This window comes from Amedibacillus sp. YH-ame6 (assembly GCF_053848845.1).
The window spans coordinates 30,650-47,132 of the sequence record NZ_JBSPEZ010000011.1; the positions used below are offsets into that span (position 1 = coordinate 30,650).

Consider the following 16,483-nt stretch of genomic DNA (forward strand, 5'->3'; position numbering starts at 1 on the left):
AAGCTACCATTTTTTGGTAAAGGGAGGAAGCTTATGAAAACAACTACTTTTTCTACTAAGGAACTTGTCGTTTATGCCTTAGGAATGGCTGTCGTATTTAGTGTCACAATGTATATTAAGATTCCAAATGGAATTGATGGATATTTCAATTTAGGAGATGGTTTCATTTTATTATTTTCTTCTATTCTAGGACCTATTGGTGGTTTCTTTATCGGTGGATTAGGAAGTGCTTTAGCGGATGTTGCAGGAGGATATAGCCATTATTTCTTCTTTACGTTGATTATAAAAGGTTTGGAAGGATTTCTTGTTGGATGGCTTTTTCAAAAGTATGGAAATCGAGTACGCTTTATCGCATATTTGCTTGGTTCCATAATCATGGTGAGTGGATATTTCCTAGCGAAGTGGTACTTGAAGGGAAACTTATGGATTGCGGTTAGTGGCATCGTAGAAAATATCATTCAATCTACCTTTGGATGTGTTATAGCACTTGTCGCACTGCCAGTTGTACAAAAGCATGTAGCGACTTCTAGAATTTATAAACAAGTATTACATGAGGTGACAAAATGAAAAACAATAATATAAAAAGTATCGTCATATCAGCACTAGGAATGGCACTTGTATTTCTAGCAACTTATCTAATTAAAATCCCTAATGGAATACAGGGCTATTTCAATCTTGGAGATGGATTCATTATGTTATTTGCGTCCATTATAAATCCATGGATGGCGTTCTTAATTGGAGGGATTGGTAGTGCACTTGCGGATATTGCGGGAGGGTATGCAATCTATTTCATCCCTACTTTGTTCATCAAAGGATTGGAAGGATTCCTTATTGCTTTTATCTTCCAACGTATAAAAACAAATCTAAAATATATTTCATATGCAATCGGAGCGCTTATCATGGTCAGTGGTTACTTTGTATGTGACTCCTTCATCAATGATAGTTGGGCATTAGGACTAAGTGGAATACCGGCTAATCTATTACAAGGAGGAGTCGGTATCGTAATCGCTCTATTAGCCCTTCCTATTTTAAAACGTAATATTAAAGATATTTAGCATTTTATAATTCTTCAATTCGTAAAGTAACTCTAAACTCAAATAATATCCCCTTTCTTTATTTGCAATATGTGTAAAAAAAGAAAGGGGATATTCAATTGCCAAAGAACAATTTGTGGTGCAAAATTTGCACTTCACCAAATGAAACTATCTAAACAAAAAGTCGCTATTTTCTAAAATTATATCTATTACAGGATGCATGACTTCTGTATCCAACATTTTATGAATGGTGCTAACTTTATTTCCAGTATCCTTACTAGAATGACCACAATGATACATAACTTCATCTGATGTACCATAATCTAAGATAATATAACGGTCATGGAAATCTCTAATTCTTTTGATATATAAATTGGGATATTCTCTATCAAAATTAGCTACTTCTAATCTCTGCAATTTTGGAACGCTATTATTTGCAGTAAAAATAGTCACATCTACATTTTCTTGCTTATGCTTAAGTAAACTCAAAGTATCGAAATCAACATAATTATCAATTACAAAGATGGTATGTTCTGCTTGTCTATAAATGCTTATGTAAGCTTCATTGGCTTCAAATCTTTGACCTTCTAAGAAAGTTATTTCTTTTACTGGAGTATCATCAATAAAGTTTTCCATGATTTTGTCTATATCACTTTTTGTCGCCATGGTATCTTTCATAATTCGTATATCCTCTTTGTTCTGCATGACCGTTGTTGTTAATTTTAAGAAGTCTGTATTATCTAGTAATTGTTTGTTTTCAACTAGATAATGTTTCATTTCTTTAAAAGATCTCATAATATAGATACTTTGTTGTGTCGCAATGTCATTTTTTAAAATCGTAGCAATCATGTACACTCCCTGTTCTGTAAATACAAAAGATAATTTTCTCTTCCCACCATGTGAACTTGAAGTCACATTTTGTGATTTCAAGTTATCCTGCTCTTCTTTGGTTAGTTGAAACATAAAATCATTTGGGAATTTTTCTATATTACGCTTAACTTGTTGATTTAATTTACTAACCTCTGTTCCATATAATTGTGCTAAATCACTATCTAACATCACTTGTTGTCCACGTATTATATGTACTAAATCTTTAAATTCTTTACCTTTGGTAATTATTTCATTCATTCAATTACCTCCCTTCATATTATATATACGAGATTTATATACAAAATTCCTAAATTTTCTTGATTTATTTTTGGGGTAACAAAATGTAACCACGATCTCAAGCAAAAAATTCTAAGATGAGCCTCTTTATCACATCATTGCAACCATCTCTATATTCAATAAACTCTCTCATAGTCATAGAACAAAAATATTCTCCACTATATAATACAAGACACTGCAAAAATTCCTCTTTATAATTCTTCAAAATAACAGGTAAACATTTACCAATGTATTTCTCTACATCTTCTGTGTTCAAATAAAACGCAAATCAAATGAAATGCTATAACATTCAACTTAGTGCTTTTAAAATTTTCAAACCTTCTTCTTTAGTCCATACCTTTTTAAACTTTAAGTAATTTACAAACAACAATAATAGCATTCATAAATTGCTTTTTCTCACCCCCAGTTGTATAATAAATACATATAAAAAAGGGGGCTACCACAATGTTTAACGAAGATATTTGGCAAGATCCTGCCACAAAAGAAACACTTATTTATAGTGAGTCTAAACACGTTTTAAAAAATGAATCAAAAACAATTGCATATACCATCGATGAAAACGATATCGTTGATTTTATAGCGCATGAAGAACATGATACAACAAATACTACACCCATTACTAAGAAGTTAAAAAATCCTTTTAGTAATGACAAAAAAACACGAGCATCTTACCTACAATATTTAGAATTATGGCCTGGAGAATATGCTTTAGAAGTCAGTGTCGGTGATGGAGCAAACATTCGCACACTTCCACTGAAATCCGTAAAGTTTGTCGGTATTGACGCAAACAAAGCGAACCTTAGAAAAGCTAGTGAGCTTATGAAAGATAGTGAACAATCGCTTACTTTATGTCATGGTGATGCAGAAGCACTTCCATTTCAAGACGATGTATTCACTTGTGTATTTCACGATGGAAATCATACACCCTTTAAAGATATGAAAAAAGCAATCGAAGAAATGGTACGTGTCACAAGTCCTGAAGGTAAGATTGTGATTATGAGTAAAAACATTGCAGGCGATGGCATTGTAGATGCATTACCAAGCAATGTACGCACCATTGAAACACACGATGTACCAAAAGGAAAATGCTACGTTGTCACTTGTTACAAGAAATAAGAGTTCTTCTACGCCTGTAGAAGAACCCTTTTTTTATCGCTTATGATACAAATAACATGCTTTTTCATGATCATTTATGACACCCACTGCTTGTAGATAAGAATATATAATCACCGTACCAACAAAACGCATCCCCCGATCATATAAGTCTTTTGAAATCATATCCGATAATGGAGAATGTGTTACCATTTCTTCCCCACCCAATATTACGTTATAATCTGTAAAATGCCACAAATAATTAGAAAAGCTTCCATACTCTTTTTGTATATCTATAAATATTTGTGCATTTTTAATCGCTGCTTTTATTTTGAGTCCATTTCGAATAATACCAGCATTCCCTTTTAGTTCTTGTATTTTATTCTCATCATAAGTAGCCACTTTATGAACATCAAAATGATCAAAAGCTTCTCTGAAATTCTCACGTTTCTTCAAAATGGTAATCCATGATAATCCAGCTTGAAAGGATTCTAACAATAACATCTCAAAAAGTTTATGATCATCATGTACTGGCACTCCCCATTCTTGATCATGATAGTTTATATAAACTTCTTCTACATGTTCTGCCCAACAACATCTCTTCTTTTCCATAAGCACTCCTTTTTTCTTTAGTATAGCATAGCACGTAAAGAAAATGTACTCCTACAAAGTAAGAGTACATAGATTCTTATTTTAAGACAGCTCCTTCATCCGCAGAAGACACTAGTCTTGCGTAACGAGATAGCCAGCCTTCTTTGATTTTCGGTTCAAAATCAGGAAGTTTCGCAATACGTTGAGCAATTTCATCTTCTGAAATCAATACATTAATAGTACCTGCATTGATGTCAATTTCAATTTGCTCACCTTCTTGAATGATTGCGATAGGTCCTTTTGCGGCAGCTTCTGGAGAAACATGTCCAATACTAGCACCACGTGAAGCCCCAGAAAAACGTCCATCGGTTATTAAAGCAACATCCTTATCAAGTTCCATACCTGCAAGTGCAGATGTAGGATTTAACATTTCACGCATACCAGGACCACCTTTAGGCCCTTCATAACGAATAACAACGACATCACCTTTTACGATGTTTCCAGCATAAATAGCTTCAATAGCAGCCTCTTCGCTATCGTATACGCGAGCAGGTCCAGTATGTTTCATCATTTCTGGAGCAACTGCAGAACGTTTCACCACACAGCCTTTAGGTGCGATATTTCCATATAATACAGCAATCCCACCATTTGCACTGTTTGGTTGATCAATATCTTTAATAATCGTATGGTTACTATTCATTACATTCGCAATGTTCTCTTTCACTGTTTTACCAGTCACTGTCATTAAGGAATCATCAATCAATGCTTTTTTGGAAAGTTCTTTTAAGACTGCTTGAACGCCTCCAGCATTGTATAAATCCACAATATGATCAGGACCTGCAGGAGCAAGTTTACATAAATTTGGAGTCTTCATAGAAATTTCATTGATGACATCCAAATCCACATTCACGCCTGCTTCTTTTGCGATAGCAAGTAAATGCAATACGGTATTAGAAGAACATCCAAGTGCCATATCCGCAGCCAATCCATTACGTAATGATTTCTCATTTACGATATCTCTTGGGCGTATATTTCGCTCTAGCAGCTCCATAACTTGCATACCAGCTTTTTTTGCCATTTGTAGACGTAGAGCATATACTGCAGGTACGCTTCCATTTCCTGGCAATGCAATTCCTAATGCTTCACATAAACAGTTCATAGAATTTGCGGTAAACATACCAGAACAAGATCCACATCCAGGACATGCATTTTGTTCAATTTCTGTAAGTCTATCTTCGTTGATAAGTCCCGCTTTTTTCGCACCGACTGCTTCAAACATCGTAGATAAACTCATTGCTTTTCCTGCATCGTTTCCAGGCAACATTGCTCCTCCAGACATGACGACTGTTGGAACATTCACACGCAATGCACCCATTAACATACCAGGTACAATCTTATCGCAGTTTGGTACTAATACCAAACCATCGAAGCCATGTGCTCTTGCCATAGTCTCCACACTGTCCGCAATCAACTCTCTACTAGCTAGAGAATATTTCATACCAATGTGTCCCATCGCAATTCCATCACATACACCGATGCTAGGCACCATGATTGGAGTACCTCCAGCCATACGAATACCAGCTTTCACTGCTTCTGTAATCTTATCAAGATGCATATGTCCAGGCACGATTTCAGAGTATGCACTTACAACTCCAATCAAAGGTCTTTCTAATTCTTCCTTGGTGAAACCAAGGGCATAAAACAAGGAACGTTGCGGAGCGCAAGCATCTCCTTTTATCACTGAATCACTTGGTCTTCCCATAGTTATCACTTCCTATTTTTTTAACCAGCTCATCATTTTACGTAATTGAGCTCCTACTACTTCAGATGGGTGTTCTGCATGTACTCTACGCATTCCTAAGAAGTGAGAGCGTCCAGCTGCTTTGTTTTCTGTAATCCAGTTTCCAGCAAATGTACCATCCTGAATTTCGGTTAATACTTTTTTCATTTCTTTACGTGTTTCTTCTGTAATTAAACGTTTTCCAGTAACGTAATCTCCGTATTCTGCAGTATCTGAGATAGAATAACGCATCATTGCGAATCCACCACTATTGATTAAGTCAACGATTAATTTCATTTCATGGATACATTCAAAGTATGCCATCTCTGGTTCATAACCTGCTTCTACAAGGGTATCAAAACCTGCTTGCATAAGTTCACAAACACCACCACATAAGACAGCTTGTTCACCGAATAAGTCAGTTTCTGTTTCTGCACGGAATGTTGTTTCAATGATTCCTGCACGACCTGCCCCAATACCACAAGCATACGCTAATGCATATTCATGAGCTTTTCCACTTTCATCTTGATGAATCGCGATCAAAGATGGAACTCCTCTACCTTCTAAGTATTGAGAACGTACGGTATGCCCAGGTCCTTTAGGTGCACACATGGTAACATCTACACCTTTAGGCGCAACGATTTGATTGAAGTGAATCGCAAACCCATGAGCAAACATCAACATATTTCCTGGTTCTAAGTTAGGCTCAATGTCATTCTTGTAGATATCTGGTTGATCTTGATCAGGTGCCAAAATCATAATCACATCTCCTGCTTTAGCGGCAGCGGCCGTATCCATAACAGTAAGTCCTGCTTCTTCTGCTTTTGTGCGACTCTTTGATCCTGGACGTAAACCAACTACTACGTTTACTCCACTGTCTTTCAAGTTTTCTGCATGTGCATGTCCTTGACTACCGAAACCGATAATCGCAACTGTTTTCCCTTTTAATAAATCCAAATTACAATCCGTATCATAATAAACTTTAACCATGTTCTTGTCCTCCTATTTGGTTATATACTTTTATCATCAAACGTATATTTACGTTTAATATATAGTTCCACTGGTAAGCTGTAATGCAGCTCCACCTGTTCTACTGACTTCCTGTATATGGAATTCACGTAGCTCCTCAATGACGTAATCAATCGTCGCAGGAGTATCTGTAAATTCTACAATATAACAGTTGTCTTCAATAATCTGTGTACGTCCTTTGAAGTCATCGATAATTTTTTCAAACATTGAAATTTGTTCTTCATTTGGTTTTACTTTCACCAACACAACTTCTCGTACAAATAATTTTTCATCAGGAATTTCTTCCACGACTTTTACATCTTCTAATTTTGCTAATTGTAGCTTAATCTGATTGATAATATTTTCTTCTCCACCTGTCGTAATGGTAATACGAGAAAATTTTGGATTCTCTGTAACACCTACGGCTAAGGTATCAATGTTGTATCCTCTTTGTGAAAACAGATTGGTAACTCTGGTAAGGACACCAAAGTGGTTGGATACTAATAATGAAATAACTGCACTTTTCATAACCTTACCTCCTAATTTCCATAAAGGATGATATCTTTTCCACTTTTTCCTGGTGGAATAATTGGGAATACACAATCATCTTTATCAATCCAACAATCAATAATGACTGGTGTTTTTGATTGTAAAGCTTCTTTCATAACAGGTTCAATATCACTATGTGTTTTAATACGCATTCCTTTTGCACCAAATGCTTCCGCAAGTTTTACATAATCGGTTTTACGATTGATATTGGTTTGTGAATAGCGATGATCATAGAACAATGTCTGCCATTGTCTTACCATTCCTAATACTGCATTATTGAATAATAATACAATGATAGGAAGTTCTTCACTCACTGCTGTTGCCATCTCGTTCATATTCATATGGAAACTTCCATCTCCACTGACTAGAATAACTGGTCGATCTGGGTTCGCTAATTTAGTACCAATTGCAGCTCCCATACCAAATCCCATCGTACCTAATCCACAAGAACTAACGAAGCTTCTTGGTTTCGAGAACTGATAATATTGTGCCATAATCATTTGATGTTGTCCAACATCGGTAACGATTATCGCATCCTCTCCAACAATTTGATGAAGTGATAATGCCAAATCACGAGGATCAACACTAGTTCCTGGATCTACAGGTTTAGGAAGATCTTTTTTTGATTTTACTTCTTTCAACTTGCTTGTCCATTCACTATGTTTACTCTCTGGCATACGTTGCATCATCTTCTTTAAAATATATTTGGCATCTCCAACAATACTAATATCACTCGCAACATTCTTACTGATTTCACTCGCATCGATATCGAAGTGAATGATGTTCGCTTCTTTTCCAAACTCGCTACGATTTCCCGCTACACGATCTGAGAATCGAGAACCAATTGCTATGATCAAATCCGTATGCAGTGTCGCATAATTGGATACTGGCGTACCATGCATTCCTATCATACCCAAGTATAAATCATAATCATAAGGTACAGAGGATAACCCCATCATGGAACAACTTACTGGAATATCCATATATTGTGAGAATTCTAATAATTCCTTTGACGCATTACTTGAAATAATACCTCCACCTGCATAAATCATAGGGCGCTCTGCTTTCATAATCATATCCAGTGCTTTTTCAAATTCTGTATCATTTACACGTGGAAGTTTACGAATACGGAAACGAGGCAATTGCGTATACTCACATGTGGCTGCCGTAACATCTTTAGGAATGTCAACTAGGACTGGTCCTTTTCTTCCAGAATTCGCAATCACAAATGCCTTTCTTATCGTTGCGGCTAAATCTTCTACATGTTGTACGATAAAATTATGTTTGGTAATTGGCATTGTAATTCCTGCGATATTGACCTCTTGGAAACTATCTCTACCGATTAAATCATTTGGAACATTTCCTGTAATTGCGACCATCGGAATAGAATCCATATACGCTGTCGCTATACCTGTTACAAGATTGGTTGCCCCTGGTCCACTCGTTGCTAAACAAACACCTGTTTTACCAGTTGATCTCGCATATCCATCCGCTGCATGTGCAGCCCCTTGTTCATGAGAAGTAAGGACATGATGTAAATCATTTGCACGTTCATATAGTGCATCATAAATATTTAATACGGAGCCTCCTGGATAACCAAAAATGGTATCCACACCCTGATCTATCAAAGCTTGTACTAAGATTTGCGATCCATTCATTTTCATAACATTCTCTCCCTTCTCATTTTATTCTAATGTAACAACGTATCCAGCTTCACGTAAGGCATCTAACAATGCATCTCCATGTTCCTTACTAGATACTTCAACCGCAATATGCAAAATCGTTTCATTCAGATTTAAATCTGCTTGTATACGATCATATTGTACTTCAATGATGTTTGCATTCGCAACATTTACTACATGTGTTAAATGTTCAAGACTTCCCGGAACATCCAACATCAATGCACGAAACTTCATATTTCTTCCACGTGTTACTAGTCCTTTTTCAACTACTTTATGAATAAAGGATACATCAATATTACCACCGGATAACACACAAACTACTTTCTTCCCCGCAACATCTATTTTTTGATTTAAGATTGCCGCAAGACTTGCGGCTCCAGCAGGTTCTACTACTTGTTTCTCACGTTCGAGTAGAAGCAGTATTGTAGCGGCTATTTCATTATCACTTACAGTGACCATATCATCTACATATTCTTGTATGAGTTTATTTGTTTTACTACCTGGATTCATAACTGCAATTCCATCGGCAATTGTATTTACATGTTTGGTTGCGACATGTTTCTTTTTCTTAAAGGATTGTACAATGGCATTCGCACCTTCTGCCTGTACCCCTACAACTTTAATTCTAGGATTGATCTGTTTTGCGTAGAAGGCAATTCCAGATAATAATCCTCCACCTCCTGCAGGTACTACAATCATATCTACATTAGGAAGATCATGACATATTTCATAAGCAATGGTTCCCTGTCCAGCAATGACATCTTCATCATCAAATGGATGAATGAATAAGGCTTCTCTTTCCTTCTGTATACGAAGTGCTTCTTGATAACACTCATCGTAACAATCACCTGCTAAGACAACTTCAGCTCCATACCCTTGGGTCGCCAATACTTTCGCAATCGGTGTACTCTTTGGCATCACAATGGTCGCGTGCATCCCCAATTGTGCACTTGCATAACTAACGCCTTGTGCATGATTCCCTGCACTACTCGCAATGAGTTCTCCCTGATACCCTTCTTCTTTTAATTTCGCCAGTTTATTGAAAGCGCCTCTTACTTTAAAGGAACCTGTTTTCTGTCGATTCTCACATTTTAGAAATAACTCACATCCTGACATCGCGGAAAATGTCTTTGATGATGTTACTTTCACATTATGAATATTACCCGAAAGCCTTGCGGCCGCTTGTTCTACATCCTTACAATCCATACATGTTCCTCCCTAATCTTTCTTAAAATAAAAGCAGCGTTCTATAGTGCATACGCTGCTTTTCTTTCTATCTCACGCCCTCAACAACAAAAGCGACTGTTTAAATTCCCTTTTCAGAAAATTTTGAAAGAAAAACAGACTTGTTTAAGACTATGAGAATAATAATAATGACGCTGATTGCGTTTATATAAGTGCCGTTCACAAGATCCACTTCCTTTCAAACATTACATATAGAATAAAACTTTTTCATTTGTATGTCAATACTTTTCAGTCATTTTTTCAATTTTCTTGTAAAATATTTACATTTCTATGTAAGCGATATATCATATACCAAGAAAACGTTTAAATATGAGATAAAAAGGTATATAATAAACATACATTTATTGGGAGGAATTGTTTATGTATAAAGACATATCTAGATTTATATTATATAGAGATTTAAAGGAAGGTGAAATCCTATATGCCTTACGTGATATCTTTCATGACTTTGATAAAGGCACCTATGAAGAAAGTGAACTTCTAGAACGCATCTATACCCAAATCAAAGCTTTACTAGATCTATCTACACGTTATGCATTCGATAAGAATCTATGGCACAACTATTTATGTTTCTTATTACTAATGAATGAAAACTCATTTTCCTTAGTCAGTGAAAAGAATCAAGATATCCAAGGGAGCGTCAACCAATTCGCAAAACATGACTTCAAAATCATCAAACGTTTATTTGATTTTGATTTCTCCCCTATTGAACAAGCACTTGATATCAACTGTTTCTCTATCATTACAAACTATACCTCTGTTTCTAAAAAAGAACGTATGTACAACAAGAATGTTTCCACCATGGTAAAAACCATCAGTGAACAAATTGAACAAGCAAACGATGAAGAAGAAATTTTTAAAATCATCACGAGCTTCTATCACCAATATGGTGTAGGCATGTTTGGCTTAAACAAAGCCTTTCGTATCCGTTCCAATGACGATCAAAGCATAACCTTACTTCCTATCAACAACATGGAAGTCGTTCGTTTAGACGATTTGGTTGGTTATCAAATGCAAAAAGAAATGCTAGTCAATAATACAAGAGCCTTTGTAGAAGGCAAAGAAGCAAACAACGTCCTATTATATGGAGATAGCGGAACTGGTAAATCCACAAGTATCAAAGCCATTGTAAATGAATTCTACAAAGATGGTTTACGTATGATTGAAATATACAAACACCAATTCAAAGACTTATCTACCATCATCTCGCAAATTAAAAATCGTAATTATCGTTTCATTATTTATATGGACGATTTATCATTTGAAGAATTTGAAATTGAGTACAAATTCCTTAAGGCCGTAATTGAGGGTGGCGTGGAAACGAAACCCGATAACATTCTCATCTACGCAACGAGCAATCGTCGTCACTTGATTCGCGAAACTTGGAGTGATCGGAGTGATATGAGCCAAGATGAATTACATCGTTCGGATACAATGCAAGAAAAGCTTAGTTTGGTTGCTCGATTTGGATGTAGCATTTGTTATGAAAGACCAAGTCAAAAGAACTATTTTGAAATCGTTGTGGAACTCGCAAAGAAATATCCATCCATTACCTTAAGCGAGGAAGAATTACACGCAGAAGCTCGCAAATGGGAATTAAGCCATGGAGGCATGAGTGGAAGAGCTGCTCAACAATTAATTTATTATCTAGCAGGACAAGCAAAGAATACATAATAAAAGCGTATCCTAATGTAATCAACACATAGGATACGTTTTCTTATGTTTTTTTCTTTTCAAATCATATCGATAAACTTCTTCTTAAACTTATACATCAAAAAACTCCCAACACAAAACATTACCCCTACCAGTACCCAAAAATACAACATCATGTTCGGATGTGCAAAGATGGATTTCTCCATCAATAAACAATCGCGATACCCACTTACTATATAAGTTACCGGATTATACTTAACAAATACATTCATAACTTCAATTCCAAAAATTTGAATAGAATCAAACCCTTCCACAAATAACACCATAGATAAATACAACAACATTCTCATAAGTGCACTAATCAACTTCTTCACATCACGCCAAAGCATTGTTAACACGGAAGTGATTAAGGCAATCGCTTCTAATAACGCAATTGCACATAGCATATAATAGAGTGTTCCTAACCAGTATACCGTTGGATAAATTCCAAAAATCAACAGAACCACAAAACATATACACAACATACAGCAATGATGAAATAGCTCTTTCATAATCACTGTCATTGGTAATATACTAAAAGGAAACTTCATCCTTTTGATAATATCCGTTTTTTAAAATATGGCTACACATCCCTTCACAATAGAAGGTTGTATAAACCACCACACACTCAATCCCACAGTAACCCAAGGCAGATATGGAATACCTTGTACATTTTGATGTTTCATAACTAGACCAAATACAAGATAAAATGTAATGACTTGTATGGTTGGTGATACAAAGTTCCAAATTATCCCAAGCTTTGAATCTTTCTTCTCCGCAAGGATTTCATACTTGGAAATACAGAAGATGCGATACATGTTCGTAAAGTTCTCTGTAATCACATACCTAATTCCCTTCACCATAGTATTTCCTCCACATCTCTCTCTTTCTTACCCGAATTATATCTTAGTATATAAATTATGGCGAAAAGAGAAAATAAAAAGCAGAACTTAATCTGCGATTTAATCTCCCCCTGGACCATCCCTACGTTCCCTTTCATCGGGGTAATACTTTGAGTTATTTGTAGTCCATTGATTGTTTACAGCACTCTTTTTGTTTTCTTGTTGTGCTTCCTTTTGTAGTTCTTTTCCTTTATTTTTATTTTCCATATATCTCACGCTCCTACTCATAGCGTAACCAGAAAAAAAGAACCTCATCCAAGATTCTTCTACGAATTTTTTAATATTACACTTTCTACCAATCGACCAACTTCTTCACAGGCATCACAAGTAGCCTCCATGCGATCATAAATAGATCTCCACTTCATAACTTCAACAGCATCCAAATCACTTGTAAAGATAATCCGTGTTGTTCTAGCGTACAACATATCACCTTTCCCTTCTAAGGCATTCACATTCTGAATGTATTGCATAAGTTCTTTTGATTTTTGAAAGTTCACAAATTCTTCCATAATAATTCTTACCGCTTCACAACACTGTAAAACAACATCTGCATATGGAATTGCCTCTTCACGGATGTCTTGTACATTATACACGTACAGTCCAATAGAAATATCCTCTACTGCATCCACCATATCATCCAATGCATTCCCAAGTGCCACAATATCTTCTCGATCAATTGGTGGAAGGAATTCTTTCGCAAGTACTTCCATGATTTCATGACGTACAGTATCTGCTTCATGTTCTAATTCATGCATCTTTTCTAAATGCTCATCTAATCCATCTGTATCAAAAGATTGTACGATAGCATTTAATTCCTCGCATGCTTTATATGCGTAATCCGCAATCTTTATAAAAGCAGAGTAATAATTATATCCCTTTTTATTCATCTGTAACTTCCTCCTTAAAACAATAAAATAAATAGCTTCGTAAATAGAAATCCTAGAAACCCAGCACATGGAAAGGTTAAAACCCAAACAAGCAACATCTTCTTTACATATTTCCAATCCACACTCGATAGCCTACGAGCACTCCCTGCCCCCATAACAGAGGAAGATCTAGTATGGGTAGTGGAAACAGGCAAACCTAACCATGAAGACGCAAACAAATATATAGAAGCAGCCATATCAGAAGCAAACCCTTGGTATTTTTCTAGTTTTACCAAATCCATACCAACAGCCTTTATAATCTTATACCCACCAATGCTTGTCCCTAAACCGATAGCGATGGAACAAATACACATCAACCAAATAGGAATTTCAATTCCTCCTGTATGTGCATTTCCATTTACCATAAAAATGGAAATGAGAAATACTCCCATGAACTTTTGTCCACTTTGTGCCCCATGCATAAACGCCATCATAGCTCCCCCCATAATAGAACCATAACGAAAGAACGTTTGACTCTTCTTACGATTACAGTGACGACATATCCGTTCAATTACTTTTACAAATAAAAAGCCTCCCACAAAACCAATCAGTAAACTCGCCCCAAATCCAAAGATCACTTTCTGCCACTCACTTCCGTTTATTCCCTGTAACCCATTATGGAAAGCAATCGCTGCACCACTTAACCCAGCAATCAAAGCATGACTCTCACTTGTTGGAATTTTAATCTTCCAAGCCATGATTGCCCACACCATAATTGCGACTAAGCTCGCACACAAGGCAACCAAGGCATCATCCGTACTCTTACCAAAATCTACCATATTGTATATGGTTTGAGCAACTGTTACATTAATGGAAGTCATAACAAAAACACCTAACAGATTACAAACCACTGCCAATCGAACAGCGTTCTTTACTCTAATAGCACGTGTTGATATACAAGTCGCAATTGCATTAGGCGCATCACTCCAACCATTCACTACCATAACCCCAAGCATTAAAGCAGTGATTAGCATGAGCAGTGGATGTGTCGTTAATGCATCTATAAAATCCATAAATGTAATACTCATACCATTCTCCATCTATTCTAATTTCACACTGATTTTAGCATACTTTATGTTTACCTACAATAAAAGGATGTAATCCAATCATAGAAAAAGGAATGATCTTATCACCATTCCTTACATGATTATTTTGATTTGACTTCTTTATACAGATCGATAAATTCTTGTGCAAGGATACCAAATCCTTCTGCACTCATAAGTTGATCCTCCGCATGAACAAGCAATAAAGTAATTTTATTCTCTTCTCCAGAAGCTTCTTTTTGTATCAGTTGTGCGTGTGCATTATGTCCTTCATGAAACATTTCAGCACCCTCTTTCATACAAGCGTCTGCTCCTTCAAAGTCTGCAGCTTTTGCCTTTTGAATTGCTTCAATATAAGAAGAGCGCGCTCCTCCTACAGAAGAAATGATTTGAAAACAAATAAGTTCTATTCCTTCCATTTACTTCACCATTTCAAGTGCTCTATGTAAAACGGCTTTTCCATCCATCATTCCATAAGCACGCATATCGATGGCATCGATAGGAGTATCTTTGCATAGTTCTTTCATTTGTGGAAGTTTGAAGCGAATTTGTGGTCCTAACAAAACAACGTCTGCCTTTTTAACCTCTTCGCTTGCTTCTACTTCTGCTACTGCCCATATTGTCGCTTCCAATCCTTCTTCTGCGGCAACATCACGCATTTTTTGTACCATTAAGCTCGTTGACATTCCAGCTGAGCATATCAATAAAATATTCATTCCTTAGGACCTCCATTTATATACTTTATTTACATTTTTGTGAATCATAGTTCACTGACCTTACTTCTTTTTTATTTCATATTGTCTACATAAAAATTCACAGTAGAATCTACAACAATTTTTCTCGCTTCTAAATCTTCATCATAACTACCTAATCCATGACCAATTCTTGGCACTTCTAAATTTGCAGTAATATTGGTATTGGCACATGCTTCAATAACCTTATCTGTTACAGAGGAGAGAATTAGATCATCCACCCCACCAGTAACAATAAGAGCATTTCCTTTGTATGCATGTAATGCTTTCGTAGGATTTGTATCTCTCATCTGTACTAAATATTCATGAGATACTACTACTTCTTCACCCCATAATTCTAAGGTTGCTTTACCACTCTCTTTACTTTCTTCAATCTTCTGTGTTAAAAATGCTTCATCTCCCATAAATATACCAGCGCTTAATCCATCACTTGCGGCAGGAGCCCATAATACAAGAGTATTGACATCCATTGTCTCTAGTGACAAAGATGCAATGCGTCCTCCCATACTATACCCCAACAATCCTATTTTATCCTCATTGATTGTTGTTTGTTTTTTCACATATTCTAGTGAAGTTGATACATCATCTAGCATATTGTCGATTGTATAGTCTGTAAATGCTTCTTCGCTTTCGTTACATCCTGGAAAATCTATACGAATACTAGCAATTCCCTCTTTCGCAAGGTTTTGCGATACTTCTGTAAAACTTCCACTTTCATCACGACTTCCCATAAATCCATGGGCAAGAAGAACAAGTGGATATCCATCTTTATTTTCTTCGCTAGGAAGTGTTAATGTTGCATGAATTTTTGTATCACGTTTCGATGATATTGTTACGTTCTCTTCTTTATAAGATGGCTCTTGTGTTTGTTTAGTAGCACAACCAAACAAACTTAAAGACAAAACAACAGCTAAAAATATTTTTATTTTTTTCATAGTTTCCCTTTCATTGCTTATCCTTTATAAGCTTCTCTTTTCTCACCCTCTCCCTCCGAATACAAACGGCAACACTACTTTATAT

At 36.0% G+C, this 16,483-nt stretch carries 19 protein-coding genes; 4 read left to right on the forward strand and 15 right to left on the reverse strand.

What is annotated here, in order from left to right; genetic code table 11:
• The first annotated feature begins 33 nt into the window (after positions 1–33).
• Both ACWG0P_RS08670 and ACWG0P_RS08675 read left to right on the forward strand, forming a co-directional pair.
• Complete coding sequence (locus ACWG0P_RS08670; protein ID WP_455801381.1) at positions 34–567, forward strand: ECF transporter S component; 534 nt, start codon at positions 34–36, stop codon at positions 565–567.
• Entirely contained in the window at positions 564–1,055 is a 492-nt protein-coding gene (locus ACWG0P_RS08675; protein WP_455801382.1) for an ECF transporter S component, read from the forward strand. Before ACWG0P_RS08670 ends, ACWG0P_RS08675 begins: the two co-directional genes overlap by 4 nt.
• 147 nt (positions 1,056–1,202) lie before the next feature.
• Here the strand turns inward: ACWG0P_RS08675 and ACWG0P_RS08680 are convergent, their stop codons facing one another.
• Positions 1,203–2,162 (reverse strand): ORF6N domain-containing protein, encoded by a 960-nt coding sequence (locus tag ACWG0P_RS08680; protein ID WP_455801383.1) that lies wholly within the window; start codon positions 2,160–2,162, stop codon positions 1,203–1,205.
• A gap of 483 nt (positions 2,163–2,645) precedes the next feature.
• On the opposite strand from ACWG0P_RS08680, the gene ACWG0P_RS08685 reads away from it, so the two are divergent.
• Positions 2,646–3,317 carry a class I SAM-dependent methyltransferase gene (locus ACWG0P_RS08685; protein ID WP_455801384.1) on the forward strand — a complete coding sequence of 224 codons (672 nt, stop codon included), beginning with the start codon at positions 2,646–2,648 and terminating at the stop codon, positions 3,315–3,317.
• Between the two features lie 33 nt (positions 3,318–3,350).
• Here ACWG0P_RS08685 and ACWG0P_RS08690 read toward each other — a convergent pair whose 3' ends face one another.
• The 6 genes from ACWG0P_RS08690 to ilvA form a co-directional block, all read right to left on the reverse strand.
• Positions 3,351–3,905, reverse strand: coding sequence for a DNA-3-methyladenine glycosylase I (locus ACWG0P_RS08690; protein WP_455801385.1), 555 nt, complete (start codon positions 3,903–3,905; stop codon positions 3,351–3,353).
• Positions 3,906–3,981: 76 nt separating this feature from the next.
• On the reverse strand, positions 3,982–5,646 hold the full coding sequence (gene ilvD, locus ACWG0P_RS08695; protein WP_455801386.1) for a dihydroxy-acid dehydratase: 1,665 nt from the start codon (positions 5,644–5,646) through the stop codon (positions 3,982–3,984).
• Positions 5,647–5,658: 12 nt separating this feature from the next.
• Positions 5,659–6,654, reverse strand: coding sequence for a ketol-acid reductoisomerase (ilvC, locus tag ACWG0P_RS08700; RefSeq protein WP_455790018.1), 996 nt, complete (start codon positions 6,652–6,654; stop codon positions 5,659–5,661).
• A 54-nt stretch (positions 6,655–6,708) separates the two neighbouring features.
• Positions 6,709–7,200 (reverse strand): acetolactate synthase small subunit, encoded by a 492-nt coding sequence (gene ilvN, locus ACWG0P_RS08705; RefSeq protein WP_455790019.1) that lies wholly within the window; start codon positions 7,198–7,200, stop codon positions 6,709–6,711.
• An 11-nt stretch (positions 7,201–7,211) separates the two neighbouring features.
• Complete coding sequence (gene ilvB, locus ACWG0P_RS08710) at positions 7,212–8,885, reverse strand: biosynthetic-type acetolactate synthase large subunit (RefSeq protein ID WP_455801387.1); 1,674 nt, start codon at positions 8,883–8,885, stop codon at positions 7,212–7,214.
• Positions 8,886–8,906: 21 nt separating this feature from the next.
• Entirely contained in the window at positions 8,907–10,109 is a 1,203-nt protein-coding gene (gene ilvA, locus ACWG0P_RS08715) for a threonine ammonia-lyase (protein ID WP_455790021.1), read from the reverse strand.
• A gap of 399 nt (positions 10,110–10,508) precedes the next feature.
• Between ilvA and ACWG0P_RS08720 the strand changes: the two genes are divergently transcribed.
• The gene (locus ACWG0P_RS08720) at positions 10,509–11,822 is read left to right on the forward strand and encodes an ATP-binding protein (protein ID WP_455801388.1); all 1,314 of its coding nucleotides are present in this window, start codon (positions 10,509–10,511) and stop codon (positions 11,820–11,822) included.
• 59 nt (positions 11,823–11,881) lie between these two features.
• On the opposite strand, the gene ACWG0P_RS08725 is transcribed toward ACWG0P_RS08720, so the two are convergent.
• The 8 genes from ACWG0P_RS08725 to ACWG0P_RS08760 form a co-directional block, all read right to left on the reverse strand.
• A complete protein-coding gene (locus ACWG0P_RS08725; protein WP_455801389.1) occupies positions 11,882–12,352 on the reverse strand; it encodes an ABC transporter permease in 471 nt (156 codons plus the stop codon).
• Positions 12,353–12,412: 60 nt separating this feature from the next.
• Positions 12,413–12,703 carry a hypothetical protein gene (locus ACWG0P_RS08730; RefSeq protein ID WP_455801390.1) on the reverse strand — a complete coding sequence of 97 codons (291 nt, stop codon included), beginning with the start codon at positions 12,701–12,703 and terminating at the stop codon, positions 12,413–12,415.
• A 99-nt stretch (positions 12,704–12,802) separates the two neighbouring features.
• Positions 12,803–12,949: a hypothetical protein gene (locus ACWG0P_RS08735; protein WP_455801391.1), complete on the reverse strand. Its 147-nt coding sequence runs from the start codon at positions 12,947–12,949 to the stop codon at positions 12,803–12,805.
• A gap of 59 nt (positions 12,950–13,008) precedes the next feature.
• Positions 13,009–13,629 (reverse strand): DUF47 domain-containing protein, encoded by a 621-nt coding sequence (locus tag ACWG0P_RS08740; RefSeq protein ID WP_455801392.1) that lies wholly within the window; start codon positions 13,627–13,629, stop codon positions 13,009–13,011.
• A 14-nt stretch (positions 13,630–13,643) separates the two neighbouring features.
• Positions 13,644–14,696, reverse strand: a complete 1,053-nt coding sequence (locus ACWG0P_RS08745; protein ID WP_455801393.1) for an anion permease — start codon at positions 14,694–14,696, stop codon at positions 13,644–13,646.
• Positions 14,697–14,815: 119 nt separating this feature from the next.
• Complete coding sequence (locus ACWG0P_RS08750) at positions 14,816–15,130, reverse strand: PTS lactose/cellobiose transporter subunit IIA (protein WP_455801394.1); 315 nt, start codon at positions 15,128–15,130, stop codon at positions 14,816–14,818.
• Positions 15,131–15,427, reverse strand: coding sequence for a PTS sugar transporter subunit IIB (locus tag ACWG0P_RS08755; protein WP_455790027.1), 297 nt, complete (start codon positions 15,425–15,427; stop codon positions 15,131–15,133).
• 71 nt (positions 15,428–15,498) lie between these two features.
• Positions 15,499–16,398 carry an alpha/beta hydrolase family protein gene (locus ACWG0P_RS08760; RefSeq protein ID WP_455801395.1) on the reverse strand — a complete coding sequence of 300 codons (900 nt, stop codon included), beginning with the start codon at positions 16,396–16,398 and terminating at the stop codon, positions 15,499–15,501.
• Between the last annotated feature and the right edge of the window lie 85 nt (positions 16,399–16,483).

Bases quoted from the DNA above. Each gene is read 5' to 3' on its own strand.
- ilvB (WP_455801387.1), bottom strand. From the start codon at position 8,885: ATGAAAATGAATGGATCGCAAATCTTAGTACAAGCTTTGATAGATCAG.
- ACWG0P_RS08680 (WP_455801383.1), bottom strand. From the start codon at position 2,162: ATGAATGAAATAATTACCAAAGGTAAAGAATTTAAAGATTTAGTACAT.
- ACWG0P_RS08690 (WP_455801385.1), bottom strand. From the start codon at position 3,905: ATGGAAAAGAAGAGATGTTGTTGGGCAGAACATGTAGAAGAAGTTTAT.
- ACWG0P_RS08735 (WP_455801391.1), bottom strand. From the start codon at position 12,949: ATGGAAAATAAAAATAAAGGAAAAGAACTACAAAAGGAAGCACAACAA.
- ACWG0P_RS08670 (WP_455801381.1), top strand. From the start codon at position 34: ATGAAAACAACTACTTTTTCTACTAAGGAACTTGTCGTTTATGCCTTA.
- ACWG0P_RS08725 (WP_455801389.1), bottom strand. From the start codon at position 12,352: ATGAAAGAGCTATTTCATCATTGCTGTATGTTGTGTATATGTTTTGTG.
- ilvA (WP_455790021.1), bottom strand. From the start codon at position 10,109: ATGGATTGTAAGGATGTAGAACAAGCGGCCGCAAGGCTTTCGGGTAAT.
- ACWG0P_RS08745 (WP_455801393.1), bottom strand. From the start codon at position 14,696: ATGAGTATTACATTTATGGATTTTATAGATGCATTAACGACACATCCA.
- ilvN (WP_455790019.1), bottom strand. From the start codon at position 7,200: ATGAAAAGTGCAGTTATTTCATTATTAGTATCCAACCACTTTGGTGTC.
- ACWG0P_RS08730 (WP_455801390.1), bottom strand. From the start codon at position 12,703: ATGGTGAAGGGAATTAGGTATGTGATTACAGAGAACTTTACGAACATG.
- ACWG0P_RS08740 (WP_455801392.1), bottom strand. From the start codon at position 13,629: ATGAATAAAAAGGGATATAATTATTACTCTGCTTTTATAAAGATTGCG.
- ACWG0P_RS08685 (WP_455801384.1), top strand. From the start codon at position 2,646: ATGTTTAACGAAGATATTTGGCAAGATCCTGCCACAAAAGAAACACTT.
- ACWG0P_RS08750 (WP_455801394.1), bottom strand. From the start codon at position 15,130: ATGGAAGGAATAGAACTTATTTGTTTTCAAATCATTTCTTCTGTAGGA.
- ilvC (WP_455790018.1), bottom strand. From the start codon at position 6,654: ATGGTTAAAGTTTATTATGATACGGATTGTAATTTGGATTTATTAAAA.
- ilvD (WP_455801386.1), bottom strand. From the start codon at position 5,646: ATGGGAAGACCAAGTGATTCAGTGATAAAAGGAGATGCTTGCGCTCCG.
- ACWG0P_RS08760 (WP_455801395.1), bottom strand. From the start codon at position 16,398: ATGAAAAAAATAAAAATATTTTTAGCTGTTGTTTTGTCTTTAAGTTTG.
- ACWG0P_RS08720 (WP_455801388.1), top strand. From the start codon at position 10,509: ATGTATAAAGACATATCTAGATTTATATTATATAGAGATTTAAAGGAA.
- ACWG0P_RS08675 (WP_455801382.1), top strand. From the start codon at position 564: ATGAAAAACAATAATATAAAAAGTATCGTCATATCAGCACTAGGAATG.
- ACWG0P_RS08755 (WP_455790027.1), bottom strand. From the start codon at position 15,427: ATGAATATTTTATTGATATGCTCAGCTGGAATGTCAACGAGCTTAATG.